Origin of the sequence: Halorubrum tebenquichense DSM 14210 (assembly GCF_000337415.1) — an archaeon.
GTDB lineage: Archaea > Halobacteriota > Halobacteria > Halobacteriales > Haloferacaceae > Halorubrum > Halorubrum tebenquichense.
Genome location: NZ_AOJD01000049.1, coordinates 1 through 13,124, shown reverse-complemented (window position 1 = coordinate 13,124; position 13,124 = coordinate 1). Strand labels below are relative to the sequence as shown.

General features: G+C 70.4%; 8 protein-coding genes. 6 read left to right on the top strand and 2 right to left on the bottom strand.

From position 1 onward, the window contains the following. Positions 1–22: 22 nt before the first annotated feature. Positions 23–802 (bottom strand): creatininase family protein, encoded by a 780-nt coding sequence (locus tag C472_RS08600; protein ID WP_006629434.1) that lies wholly within the window; start codon positions 800–802, stop codon positions 23–25. A 152-nt stretch (positions 803–954) separates the two neighbouring features. Here C472_RS08600 and leuS point away from each other — a divergent pair, with 152 nt between their 5' ends. From leuS to C472_RS08570, 6 genes are all read left to right on the top strand, one after another. After that, positions 955–3,639, top strand: coding sequence for a leucine--tRNA ligase (leuS, locus tag C472_RS08595; protein WP_006629433.1), 2,685 nt, complete (start codon positions 955–957; stop codon positions 3,637–3,639). 72 nt (positions 3,640–3,711) lie between these two features. Continuing rightward, on the top strand, positions 3,712–5,139 hold the full coding sequence (kynU, locus tag C472_RS08590) for a kynureninase (RefSeq protein ID WP_006629432.1): 1,428 nt from the start codon (positions 3,712–3,714) through the stop codon (positions 5,137–5,139). Between the two features lie 95 nt (positions 5,140–5,234). After that, positions 5,235–7,871: a PAS domain S-box protein gene (locus C472_RS08585; RefSeq protein ID WP_006629431.1), complete on the top strand. Its 2,637-nt coding sequence runs from the start codon at positions 5,235–5,237 to the stop codon at positions 7,869–7,871. A gap of 87 nt (positions 7,872–7,958) precedes the next feature. Continuing rightward, positions 7,959–10,904 carry a DEAD/DEAH box helicase gene (locus tag C472_RS08580; protein ID WP_006629430.1) on the top strand — a complete coding sequence of 982 codons (2,946 nt, stop codon included), beginning with the start codon at positions 7,959–7,961 and terminating at the stop codon, positions 10,902–10,904. Between the two features lie 77 nt (positions 10,905–10,981). Further along, positions 10,982–12,487: a stage II sporulation protein M gene (locus tag C472_RS08575; protein WP_006629429.1), complete on the top strand. Its 1,506-nt coding sequence runs from the start codon at positions 10,982–10,984 to the stop codon at positions 12,485–12,487. 82 nt (positions 12,488–12,569) lie between these two features. Continuing rightward, the gene (locus C472_RS08570; RefSeq protein ID WP_006629428.1) at positions 12,570–12,917 is read left to right on the top strand and encodes a PLD nuclease N-terminal domain-containing protein; all 348 of its coding nucleotides are present in this window, start codon (positions 12,570–12,572) and stop codon (positions 12,915–12,917) included. A 2-nt stretch (positions 12,918–12,919) separates the two neighbouring features. On the opposite strand, the gene C472_RS08565 is transcribed toward C472_RS08570, so the two are convergent. Beyond that, positions 12,920–13,124: DUF6276 family protein (locus C472_RS08565; protein WP_006629427.1), on the bottom strand; the 205-nt coding region annotated here is incomplete at its 5' end.

Genomic DNA, 13,124 nt, shown 5'->3' with positions numbered 1-13,124 from the left:
GTCAGCCCGGATATCGCCCCGATTACTCCCCGAGCTCGTCGACGAGGAGACAGATGTCGGAGACGGCGGCCTCGACGAGCGCGCGCCCCTTCTCCGCGGTCGCGACGGTCGGGTCCCCGATGTTCCCGGCGGGCGTCAGTTCGTCCATGTCCCTCGCCGTCAGCGACCAGCCGACCGCGTTCTCGCCGAGCGCGTCGTAGTCGGTCAGCGGCAGCGACTCCGCGGGCGGGTCGACGCGCTCGGCCCGGTCCATGTGGACGAGTTCGGGGAACAGCGCGAGCATGATGCTGGTCTCGAACTCGGAGGCGTGGAAGGAGACCTCGCCCGTGCGGATCTCCTCGGCGGCGTCGGCGAAGACGTTGACGAGCGGGACGTGGAACGCGTCGAGGTCCGCCTCCGAGCGGAGCCGGCGGACGACGACCTCCAGTTCCGGGTCCTGCGCGAGGTAGTGCCCGTTCAGCAGGAGGACGTTCTCGATCCCCCACTCGCCCGCGGAGGCACAGATGTCGAAGAGATAGCGCTGGAACGTCTCCGTCGAGACGGTGAACGTCCCCGGTTTGAACGTGTGGTGCGGGCTCACGCCGTACCAGACCGGCGGCGCGAGCAGCGCCGGGCTCCGCTCGGTCACGCGCTCGCCGATCGCCTCCGGCATGTAGGCGTCGACGCCGAGCGGCAGGTGGCGGCCGTGTTGTTCGGTGCTCCCGACCGGGACCAGCAGGGTCCGGGTCTCCTCCAGTGCGGTCTCGATCTCCGGCCACGTCATCTCGGCGACCCGGCCGGATCCCGTCGGCGCGTCGGACATGGGTCGGGGTCGTCGGGCGAGAATAAAAGGACGCGGTACTCGGGTCGCCGTCGGGCCTCGCGGGCCCGGACCGGCGGCGCACTCGCCGTGCCACCGCGCACCAACGGATGGAAAGCTATAGGACGCAGAATCGACCACGCGTATATAAGCAGATGTCTCAGGAGGGATACGACCACGCGACGGTGGAGGAACGCTGGCAGGAGGCGTGGGACGACGCCTCCGTCTACCACGTCCCGGACGACGCGGACGACCCGACGTACGTCCTCGGGATGTACCCGTACCCGTCCGGGAAGCTCCACATGGGCCACGTCCGCAACTACACGATCACCGACGCGTACGCCCGCTACCGCCGCATGCGCGGCGACGACGTGCTCCACCCGATGGGGTGGGACGCGTTCGGGCTGCCCGCCGAGAACGCCGCCAAGGAGCGCGACACCAACCCCCGCGACTGGACGTTCGACTGTATCGACACGATGCGCGGCCAGATGAAGTCGATGGGGTTCGGCTACGACTGGGACCGCGAGGTCACCACCTGTACCCCCGAGTACTACCGCTGGAACCAGTGGCTGTTCCGACGGTTCCACGAGGCCGGCCTCGTCGAGCGCCGCGACGCCGAGGTGAACTGGTGTCCCTCCTGTGAGACCGTCCTCGCCGACGAGCAGGTCGAGGGCGACGCGGAGTTGTGCTGGCGCTGTGACACCCCCGTCGAGACCCGCGAGCTGGACCAGTGGTTCCTGAAGATAACCGAGTACGCCGACGAGCTGTTGGAGGCGATCGACGGGCTGGAGGGGTGGCCCGACTCCGTGCGCCAGATGCAGCGCAACTGGATCGGCCGCCAGTACGGCGCGGAGGTCGATTTCTCGGTCGAAGACCACGGGGCGGTCACCGCGTTCACCACCCGGATCGACACGATCCACGGCGCGACGTTCTTCGCGCTCGCCCCCGACCACCCGATAAGCGAGGATCTGGCCGCGGAGGACGCCGAGGTCCGTCGCTTCATCGAGGAGGAGGCCGACCCGGACGGCGACGAGCCGAACGGCGTCGCGACCGACCTCACCGCCACCAACCCGGTCACCGGCGAGGAGATTCCCGTCTTCGTCGCCGACTTCGTCCTCTCGGACGTGGGGACGGGCGCGCTGATGGCGGTGCCCGGCCACGACGAGCGCGACCACGCGTTCGCGGAGAAGATGGGCGTCGAGATCCGGCCCGTGATAGCCCCCGAGCCGGACGACTGGGACGGCGAGACCGTCCCCGACGCGCCGGACGTGAGCGACGCGGCGTTCACCGACGACGGGGTCGTGATCGACTCCGGCGAGTACACCGGCCTCGACAGCGAGACCGCGCGAGAGCGGATCACGGCCGACACCGACGGCGCGGCGGAGACGACCCAGTACCGCCTGCGCGACTGGGGCATCTCCCGCCAGCGCTACTGGGGGACGCCGATCCCGATCGTCCACTGCGACGACTGCGGGGCGGTGCCGGTGCCCGACGAGGACCTGCCCGTCGAACTGCCCGAGTTCATCAACACGACCGGGAACCCGCTTGACGCCGCCGACGAGTGGCAGCGGACGACCTGTCCCGACTGCGGCGCGCCCGCGACCCGCGAGACGGACACGATGGACACGTTCGTCGACTCCTCGTGGTACTTCCTGCGGTACGTCTCGCCGGCCCTCGACGACGCCCCGTTCGATCTGGACCGCGCCAACGACTGGATGCCGGTCGACCAGTACGTCGGCGGCATCGAACACGCCGTGATGCACCTGCTGTACTCGCGCTTTTTCACCAAGGTGCTGGCCGACGAGGAGGGGTTACAGCAGCGCGAGCCGTTCACGAACCTGCTGGCGCAGGGGATGGTCCAGCTGGAGGGCGAGAAGATGTCGAAGTCGAAGGGGAACGTCGTCTCGCCGCAGCGCATCGTCGACGAGTACGGGGCCGACACCGCGCGGCTGTTCATGATGGAGGCCGCCCAGCCCGAGCGCGACTTCGACTGGTCCGAGGAGGGCGTCAGGTCCACCCACCGCTTTTTGACCCGGCTGAACGACCTCGTCGAGGACTACGCCGCGGGCGACGTGGCGCTCGCCGGGGACGGTGACGGCGACGCCGCCGAGCGCGGCGAGATCGACGACTACGTCGCCGACGAGACCGACGCCGCGGTCGCCATCGCCGGCGCGGAGTACGACGACCTGACGTTCAACGTCGCGCTCCGCGAGGCGCAGGAGCTGGTCCGCACGCTCCGGAGCTACCGGGAGTACGCCGACCCGCACCCGGCGGTCTTCGAGCGCGGGGTCGACGTCGCGGTCCGCCTGCTCGCGCCGGTCGCGCCCCACCTCGCCGAGGAGCTGTGGGAGACGCTCGGTCGGGAGGGGTTCGTCGCCGAGGCCGAGTGGCCGAGCGCCAGCGTCGACCGCGACACGGTCGAGCGCCGCCGCCGGCTCGTCGCGAACACCCGCGAGGACGTGCGCGACATCGTCGAGGTCGCCGGCATCGACGACCCCGAGCGGATCGACGTCGTCGTCGCGCCCGACTGGAAGTACGACGCGCTGTCGATCGCGGTCGACAGCGACGCCGACAACCTCATCTCGGAGCTGATGGCCGAGAGCCACATCCGCGAGCGGGGAGACGCGGCCGCCTCCTACGGCCAGGACCTCCAAGCGAACCGCGAGGCGCTCCGAGAGACCCTGTCCGGCGACGCCGAGTACGACGCCCTGCGCGCGGCCGCGTGGCTGATCGAACGCGAGTTCGACGCGCCGGTCCGGGTCGAGCGCGCCGCCGACGCCGAGGATTCGGTGGTCCGGAAGGCGGAGCCGGGCCGCCCCGCCATCGACATCGTCGAGTAGCGCTCGCTCGGCTTTTGTAATATCCTCGCCCGACCCCGGAAACGCTTAGTCGCCGGCGCGGTCCCTTCGCGTATGGACGACCCGTACGCCCCCGCGCGGAACGCGCTCGCCGGCGAGGGGCTCGGCGGCGCAGACGGCGGGACGGCGGCCAGCGACGCCGCCGACCCCGCGGTGCTCGCCGCCCGGCTCGACGACGCGGACCCGCTCTCCGGGTTCGCGGACCGGTATCACGTCCCCGACGGCGTGCTGTACATGGACGGCAACTCGCTCGGCCCCGCGAGCGACGCCGCCCTCGCGAGCCTCGACCGCGTCGTCGACGAGTGGCGCGACCTGCTGATCGCCGGCTGGACCGACGCCGACCCGCCCTGGTTCGAGGTCGGCGAGCGGCTCGGCGACGCGCTCGCGCCGCTCGTGGGTGCCGACCCCGACGAGGTCGTCGTCGGGAACTCGATCACGGTGAACCTCCACACGCTCGTCGGCACCTTCCTCGACGAGCTGCTGGCCGGGAACGCCCCCGACCGCGAGGGGTTCGAACGCGCCGACGGGACGTGGGCACCGGACGGAGAGCCCGACATCGACCCCGCGGTCCTCGTCAACGAACTCGATTTCCCCTCCGACCACTACGCGATCCGGGCGCAGCTCCGCCAGCGCGGGATCGATCCGGACGAGAAGCTCCGGATCGTCCCGAGCCGGGACGGGCGGACGATCGATCCGCGAGACGTCGAGGCCGCGCTCGACGCGCACGACGACGTGGGGATCGTCTGGATGCCGACCGCGCTGTACCGGTCCGGCCAGCTGTTCGACGTCGAGCGGATCGCGGCGGCGGCCCACGAGGCGGGCGCGTACGTCGGGTTCGACGCGGCCCACTCCGCGGGCGCGGTGCCCCACGCGTTCGACGAGGCGGGCGTCGACTTCGCGGTCTGGTGCACGTACAAGTACCTCAACGCCGGGCCGGGGTCGATCGGCGCGCTGTACGTCGCCGAGCGCCACCACGGGCTCACGCCCGCGCTGGCGGGGTGGTGGGGTCACGAGAAGGCGACGCAGTTCGAGATGAACATGACGTACACCCCCGCCGACTCCGCCGGCGCGTGGCAGATCGGGACGCCGCCGCTTTTCGCGGCCGCACCGCTCGAAGGGTCGCTCGAACTCCTGCGGGAAGCGGGGATCGATCGTCTGCGCGAGAAGTCGCTCGCGCTGACGGACTTCCTGATCGCCCTCGTCGACGACCGGCTCCCCGAAGTCGCGGTCGGGACGCCCAGAGGCCACGCGGCCCGCGGCGGCCACGTCGCCCTCGAACACCCGGACGCCGAGCGGCTGAGCGAGGCCTTGAAAGACCGCGGCGTGGTGGTCGACTTCCGGCCGCCGAACGTGGTCCGCGTGTGTCCCGCGGCTCCGTACACCGCCTTCGCCGACGTGCTGGAGGTCGTCGACGAGATCGAGGCGATCCTCGAATCCGGCGCGCACGAGGCGTACGCGACGAACGACGGGGGCGTGACGTAGCGGCCGGGGCGGTCGGAGTCGTGTCGTACAGGGGGTCGTCCGCGTCCGTACCCGTAGTGTTATGAGCCGACCCGACCTACACAAATGTAAGACAGATGGGAAAGGGATCACGGCCGACCGACGACGCCGATCGGTCGGAAGCGGACGGCGACGAGGTGAGCAACGCCTACGAGGCGATGTTTCGTGAGGCGGACGACGCGATCTTCCTCGTCGACGTCGCGGCGGCGAACGGCGAGTACGAGTTCACGTTCAGACAGAACAACACCGTACACCAACGACAGACCGGCCTGACGGAAGACGAGAGGTTCGGGCAGACGCCCCGAGAGCTCCTCGGCGAGGAACAGGGGGCCGCGGTCGAGGCGAACTACCGCCGGTGCGCCGAACGGGAAACGACGATCGAGTACGAGGAGCGGCTCGACTTCCCGGGCGGGACGTCCGACTGGCAGACGAAGCTGACGCCGGTAACGGACGACGGAGAGGTGACGCAGATCATCGGCGTCGCCCGGGACATCACGGAACAGAAGGCGCGGGAGCAGGAACACCGGCGGACGTACCGGCGGTTTCAGACCGTGTTGGAGACGATGTCCGCGGCGGTGTTCCTGAAAGACGCCGATGGGCGGTATCTCCTAGTGAACCAGGCGTGCCGAGACCTGTTCGACGTCGACGAGGATCCCGTGGGAATGACCGACGAGGATCTCTTCCCGGAGGCGGTCGCGGCGCGGACCCGAGCGGACGACCGGCGGGTGATCGAAGACGGCGAACGGATCGAAATCGAGGAGACGATCCCGACCCCGTCCGGGGAGAGCGTTCGACTCACTCGGAAGTCGCCCGTGTACGACGACTCGGGAGCGATTCAGGGGGTTTGCGGCGTCTCGACGGACATCACCGAGCAGACGGAGCGGGAGCGAGCGCTCGAACGGCTCAAAGACCGGCTCGAACTCGCGGTCGAAGGCGCACAGATCGGCGTCTGGGACTGGGACATGACCACCGACGAGGTCGAGTTCAACGACCAGTGGGCGGAGATGCTGGGCCACTCGCTCGACGAGATCGAGCCGCACCTCGACGCGTGGGAGCGGCGCGTTCACCCCGACGACCTCGAGCCGGTCGAGGACGCCCTGTCGGCCCACATCGCGGGTGAGACGGAGTACTACGAGGCCGAACACCGGATGCGCACCGCGGCGGGCGGGTGGAAGTGGATCCGCGACATCGGGAAGATCGTAGAGCGCGACGAGAACGGAGAGCCGGTCCGAGCGGTCGGGATCCACCTCGACATCGACGAGCAGAAGCGACGGGAGAAGGAACTGATACGGACGCGACGGCTGATCGAGCGCACGCAGGAGAGCGCCTCGATCGGCTGGTGGGAACTCGACCTGGTCGACGAGGCTATCACGTGGAGCGACGAGGTGTACCGGATCCACGGCGTACCGACCGACGAGACGGTCGAACTGGAGGAGGGGCTGGACTTCTATCACCCGGACGACCGCGACACCATCGAGGAGGCGCTCGACCAGCTGAGGGAAGCGGGCGAGTCGTACGACCACGAGCTGCGGATCGTCACGACGTCGGGAGAGACCCGGTGGGTGAGGGCGATCGGCGACCCGAAGTTCGACGACGGGTCGGTCACCGGGGCGCTCGGACTGTTCCAGGACATCACCGAGCGAAAGCGGTACGAGCTGGCCCTCGAATCGACCCGGGAGGAACTGCGGAAGATCATCGACCTCGTGCCGGACCTGGTGTTCGTGAAGGACCGCGAGGGCGAGTACCTCCTGGCGAACGAGGCGACCGCGGCGGCGTACGGGCTCTCGCCGGAGGACGTCGAGGGGCGATCCGAAGGGGAGATCATCCCGGACGCCGACGACTCCGCGGAGTTCCGACAGGACGACTTGGAGGTGATCGAGTCCGGGGAACCGAAGCGCATCGGGGAGGAGACGCTGACCACGGCGGCCGGGGAGACGCGGGTTCTCCAGACGACGAAGATACCGTACAAGGCCCCCGATACCGGCGAAGACGCCGTCTTGGGCTACGCCCGCGACATCACCGAGCTCAAGCGGTACGAGCGGACGCTCGAAGAGCAGCGGGACACCCTCATGCTGCTCAACCAAGTCGTGCGCCACGACATCCGGAATCAGCTGATGGTGGTCGAGTCGTACACCGAACTGCTCGAGGACTCGCTGCCGGACGACCAAAGCCGGAGGTACGCGCGGACGGTCATCGAGGCGGCGAAGCAGGCCGCCGACATCACGGAGACCGCGAGAGACGTCAGCGACGTGCTGCTACAGGTCGGTTCCGAGCGAACGCCGATGAACCTCCGTGCCAAGCTCAACGGACAGATCGAACAGCTCCGGTCGGACAAAGACCGGGCGACGGTCTCCGTCGACGGACCGATCCCGGAGGTGATGGTGTTGGCGGACGATCTGCTGGAGGCGGTGTTCCGGAACCTGCTGACGAACGCGGCCGTCCACAACGACAAGGAGCTGGCCGAGATCACGGTGTCGACCAGCGTGTCGGACGAGACGGTGCGCGTGTCGATCGCGGACAACGGCCCCGGGATTGACGACGATCACAAAGAGCAGATCTTCCAGGAGGGCGAGAAGGGCCTCGAAAGCGGGGGAACCGGGATCGGACTGTACCTCGTCAAGACGCTCGTCGACAGGTACGGCGGCGACGTGTGGGTCGAGGACAACGAGCCGGTCGGGAGCGTGTTCACCGTCGAGCTGCCGCTCGCCGAGTAACCGGCACCGGAGGCCGCCGCCGAGGGGTCGATCGGTCGCGTCCCGAGCGGCGACGGCCTTAATCGCTCGAACCCCCAATCACGGGTAATGGCAGAGTCGTCGGGGATGGACGCGTTCGCGCACCTCGGGAGCGAGATCCGGGGGGCGCTCTCGGACCGGGGGTTCACCACGCCGACAGAGCCCCAACGCGAGGCGATCCCACCGCTCGCCGACGGGCGGAACGCGCTCGTCCTCGCCCCCACGGGGACCGGGAAGACGGAGACCGCAATGCTCCCCGTCTTCGACGCGCTCGTCGAGGCCCGGAACGCGCCCGGCGACCCGCCGCGCGAGGGCATCTCCGCGCTGTACATCACCCCGCTGCGCGCGCTCAACCGCGACATGATGGACCGGCTGGAGTGGTGGGGCGACCGGCTCGACGTCGAGGTCGCGGTGCGCCACGGCGACACCACGCAGTACGAGCGGAGCAAGCAGGCCGACGACCCGCCGGACGTGCTGATCACGACGCCGGAGAGCCTTCAGGCGATCCTCACCGGCTCGAAGATGCGCGTCGCGCTCGAATCGGTCGCACACGTCGTGATAGACGAGGTCCACGAACTCGCCTCCGCGAAGCGGGGCGCACAGCTCACGGTCGGGCTGGAACGGCTCCGCCGGCTGTCCGGTCCCTTCCAGCGGGTCGGCCTGTCGGCGACGGTGGGCGACCCCGAGGAGGTCGGGAAGTTCCTCGTCGGCACGGGGACGCGGGACCCCGACCGCCCCGGCGACCGCGGGTTCGAGACGGTCGAGGTCGCGGCGGGAACGCGGACCGACGTGCGCGTCCTCGATCCCGAGATCACCGACCGCGACACGACGCTCGCGGGCAAGCTGGCGGTCGACGAGACGACGGCGAGCCACGTCCGGACGATCCGCGAGATCGTCGCCGAGAACGACTCCACGCTGATCTTCGTCAACACGCGACAGACCGCGGAGGCGCTCGGCTCGCGGTTCAAGACGCTCGCCGAGAACGAACGCGAGGCGGCCGAACGCGGCGACGTCGATGCCGGTGCGGACCCGGACGAAATCACCGAGATCGAGCTCCACCACGGCTCGCTGTCGAAGGACGTGCGGATCGACGTGGAGGACCGGTTCAAGGCGGGCGAGCTCGACGGGCTGGTCTGTACCTCCTCGATGGAGCTCGGCATCGACGTGGGCCGCGTCGACCACGTGGTCCAGTACGGCAGCCCCCGCGAGGTCGCCCGCCTGCTCCAGCGGGTCGGGCGCGCGGGCCACCGCCGCGATCTGGTCTCCGAGGGGACCGTCGTGACGCAGGGCGGCGACGACACGCTCGAAGCGATGGCCATCGCGCGCCGTGCCGGCGAGGAACTCGTCGAACCGGCGAACATCCACCACGGCAGCCTCGACACGGTGGCGAACCAGATCGTCGGGGTGGTGATGGACGAGGGAGAGGTCCACGCGCGCGAGGCGTACCGGACGGTCACAAACGCCTACCCGTTCAGGGACCTCTCGGAGCCGGCGTTCCAAGAGGTCGTCCGCGAACTCGACGGCAACCGGCTGCTGTGGCTCGACGAGGAGACGGACACGCTCGAAAAGTCGGGCGGGACTTGGCAGTACTTCTACGCGAACCTCTCGATGATCCCCGACGAGTCCACCTACGAGGTGTACGACATGTCTTCCAGATGCGGGATCGGCACCCTCGACGAGCAGTTCGTCGTCAACTTCGCCGGGCCGGGCGAGACGTTCGTCCAGCGCGGCGAGATGTGGCGGATCACCGAGGTCGACGAGGAGGAGGAGCGCGTGAACGTCACGCCGATCCCGGACCCCACCGGCGAGGTCCCCTCGTGGGTGGGCCAGGAGATCCCCGTCCCGAAGCCCGTCGCCGAGGAGGTGGGGAAGATTCGCGGCGAGGCCGCGGCCGCCCTCGACGCCGGGTCGGCCCCGGAGGCGGTCGCGGCCGACCTCGCCGAGCGGTACCCCACCGACGAGGAGACGGTCGCCGCGGCGCTGAAGTCCGTCGTCGACCACGTCGAGGCCGGTCACCCCGTGCCGACGAACGACCGGATCGTGATCGAGGGGAGCGCGCGCACCGTCGCGGTCAACGCCGCCTTCGGCCACGAGGTCAACGAGACGCTCGCGCGCCTGCTCGCGGCGCTCGTCGGCCAGCGCGCCGGCTCGTCGGTCGGCATGGACGTTGACCCGTACCGGATCGAGTTCGAGGTCCCCCACGGCGTCGACCCCGGAACCTTCCGCGAGGTGCTTGAGACGACCGACCCCGAGCGGCTGGAGGCGTACCTCGAACTCGCCGTCAAGAAGTCGGACGCGCTGAAGTTCACGCTCGCGCAGGTCGCCGCGAAGTTCGGCTCCGTCAAGCGGTATAAGGAGGGCAGAGGGAAGTTCGGCGGCGACCGCCTGCTCGCGGCCCTGGAGGACACGCCCGTCTACGACGAGGCGCTCCGCGAGGTGTTCCACGCCGACCTCGCGGTGCCGGAGACGGCCGACCTGCTGGCGGGCGTCCAGCGCGGGTCGATCGGCCTCGCGATCGCCCGCGAGCGCACCCCGCTCGGCACCGCCGGGCGCTCGGCGGGCACGGAGTTCCTCGTGCCCGACAACGCCGACGCCGACGTGATCGAGACGGTCAGAGAGCGGATTCAGGACGACCGGGTGATCCTCTTTTGTCTCCACTGTACGGACTGGCGGCAGACGACGAAGGTCCGGCGCGTCCGCGACCAGCCGGAGTGCCCCGACTGCGGTTCCACCCGGATCGCGGCGCTCAACCCGTGGGACGACGAGACGGTCGCCGCCGTGCGCGCGGCGGAGAAAGACGACGAGCAGGAGCGCCGCACCGAGCGGGCCCACCGCGCCGCGAGCCTCGTTCAGACCCACGGGAAGCGGGCGGTGATCGCCCTCGCGGCGCGCGGCGTCGGTCCCCACAACGCGGCGCGGATCATCAACAAGCTCCGCGAGGACGAAGACGAGTTCTACCGCGACGTGCTCAGACAGGAGCGCGAGTACGCGCGCACGCAGTCGTTCTGGGACTGATTGCGGCCGGTCGGCGCTCGCGAGTCCCGCCCGCCGACACGCTCGTTTTTAAGTGTCGGACGAACGAACCGGAAAATATGGACCTCTCCGCCGCCGTCACGGCAACGACAGCGACCCTCCGCCGACGCCCCGCCGACCTCCTCCCCTTTTACCTCCTCGGTACCGCCGTCCCCGTGATCGCCCGCCTCGGCACGTTCGCCACGCTCGCGGGCATCTACGCGTACCTCGAGGTCACCGGGCGGCTCGCGGCGGCCCGCGACGCGCTCGCCGGCGTCGAGCCGCCGCCGGAGACCCAGGACCCGGAGGCGCTTCAGGCGTGGGCCGAGGGACTGGCCCCCGCGTTCGAGCCGCTGGTGACGCCGACCGTCGTGGGCCTCTTCGCCGCCGGCGTGCTCGTCACGGTCGTCCTCGCGGTCCTCGCGTACGCCGTCGTCTCGGCGGGCCAGCTCTCCGCCGTGATCGCCAGCCTCCGCGACGAGCGAGGACTCGTCGGGGGGATCGCGGGCGCGCGGTCCCGCTGGCTCACGTTCCTCGAGCTGTACGTCGCCGAACTGCTCCTGTGGGCCGGGGTGATCGGGCTCGGGTCGGTCGCGGTCAGCGCGGCGTTCCTCGCGAACCCGTTCCTCGGTGCCGCCGTCGCGGTCGCCGCGCTGCTCGCCGGCCTCGTCGCCCTCGCGCTCGTCCGTATCTGCTTCGCGTTCGCGCCCGTCGCCGTCGTCGTCGACGACGCGGGCGTGGTCGGGGCGGTCGAGGGCGCGGGCGGCTTCGTGCGGTCGAACCCGGTCGACGCCGCCGCGTACCTCGTCGTCGCGATCGGCACGCTGGTCGCCGTCGCGTCCGTCGCCTCGGCGGTCGCGTTCCTCGGCGGCGGCCCCGTCGTCGCGCTCGCCAGCGCGGTCGTCGTCGCGCCCGCGCTCGACCTGCTGAAGACCGTCCTCTACGGCGACCACCGCGGGACGGTCGACCCCGTCTCGCCGCCCGAAGTCGGCCTCCGCGCGCAGTTCGTCGGCGGACTCCGCCGCGGGTGGCGCGAACTGACCGGCTTCGTCCGGTCGACGCCGGGTCACCACGCGCTCGCGGTCGCGGTCGCGGTCGGCTTCGGCGCGGTCGGCTGGCTGGCCGCCGACCCGTTCGTCGGGACGGTCCCGACCTCGATCGAGACGCGGATCGCCGGACAGATACCGCCCGTGGCGGCGCTGACGTACTTCGGCAACAACTGGGGGGTCGCGATCGCCACCGGCTTCTCCGGGGTCGGCCTCGCCGTCCCCGCGCTGTCGTCGCTCGCGTTCAACGGCGTCGCGCTCGGGGCCACCGCCGCCTTGGAGGAGAACCTCCCGGCGCTCGTCGCGTTCGTGGTCCCCCACGGGATCTTCGAGATCCCCGCGCTCGTCGTCTCGGGGGCGCTCGGCGTCCACCTCGGCGTCGTCTCGTGGCGGACGTTCCGCGGCCGCGCGAGCCGCGAGCGGTTCGCCGACGCCTTGGAGACCGCCTTCTGGGTGACCGTCGGGCTCGGGATGCTCCTCGCCGTCGCCGGGCTGATCGAGGGGTTCGTCAGCCCGTACTACTGGCGGCCGTTCCTGTGAGCTGAACGGGAGCCCGGTCGCGTCGCCGCCCGAGCGCGGCCACCCGCCCGCAGCCTTATTAGCGCGGGCGCGAAGCGACGGTATGCAGCCGCTCGTCGCCGCCATCCTCGTCGGCGTCCCGCTCGCGTGGCTCGTCGGCTTCGCGGCCTACGCGTACGTCGACGCCCCGAAACACGGCATGGACCCGCGCAAGTGGGCGGTTATCGCCTTCGTCGTCCCGCTGTTCGGCTTCCTCGCGTACGTCTTCGAGCGCGACGAGCAGGGGTACGACCCCGAGACCGACCCGTACGCCGAGGGGAGCGAGGAGCGGACCGGCGGGTTCGCCGTCCACGAGTCGCGGCAGGGCGAGAAGCGCCTCGGGCCGGCCGGGACCGAGGCCGAGGAGGACGAAGACGACGAGTGGGACGACCCGGACGGCGTCGATCTGTGAACTCAGAGCGCGTCGATCAGCGCCGCGCGGCGGCGGTCAAGGTCGAACGCGGCGTCGGCCGCGTCGAGGCGACCGAGGAACGCGAAGACGTCGGCACCCGCCCGCTCGGCGTGACCGATCAGCGCCTCGATCGATTCGCGGTTCAGCGCGAACGATTCCAGTTTGCCACAGCAGAGCGCCAGGGCGATCCCCGCCTCGCCGGAGGGA

Coding starts and splice junctions, on each gene's coding strand:
- C472_RS08600 (WP_006629434.1), bottom strand. CDS start 802: ATGTCCGACGCGCCGACGGGATCCGGCCGGGTCGCCGAGATGACGTGG.
- leuS (WP_006629433.1), top strand. CDS start 955: ATGTCTCAGGAGGGATACGACCACGCGACGGTGGAGGAACGCTGGCAG.
- kynU (WP_006629432.1), top strand. CDS start 3,712: ATGGACGACCCGTACGCCCCCGCGCGGAACGCGCTCGCCGGCGAGGGG.
- C472_RS08585 (WP_006629431.1), top strand. CDS start 5,235: ATGGGAAAGGGATCACGGCCGACCGACGACGCCGATCGGTCGGAAGCG.
- C472_RS08580 (WP_006629430.1), top strand. CDS start 7,959: ATGGCAGAGTCGTCGGGGATGGACGCGTTCGCGCACCTCGGGAGCGAG.
- C472_RS08575 (WP_006629429.1), top strand. CDS start 10,982: ATGGACCTCTCCGCCGCCGTCACGGCAACGACAGCGACCCTCCGCCGA.
- C472_RS08570 (WP_006629428.1), top strand. CDS start 12,570: ATGCAGCCGCTCGTCGCCGCCATCCTCGTCGGCGTCCCGCTCGCGTGG.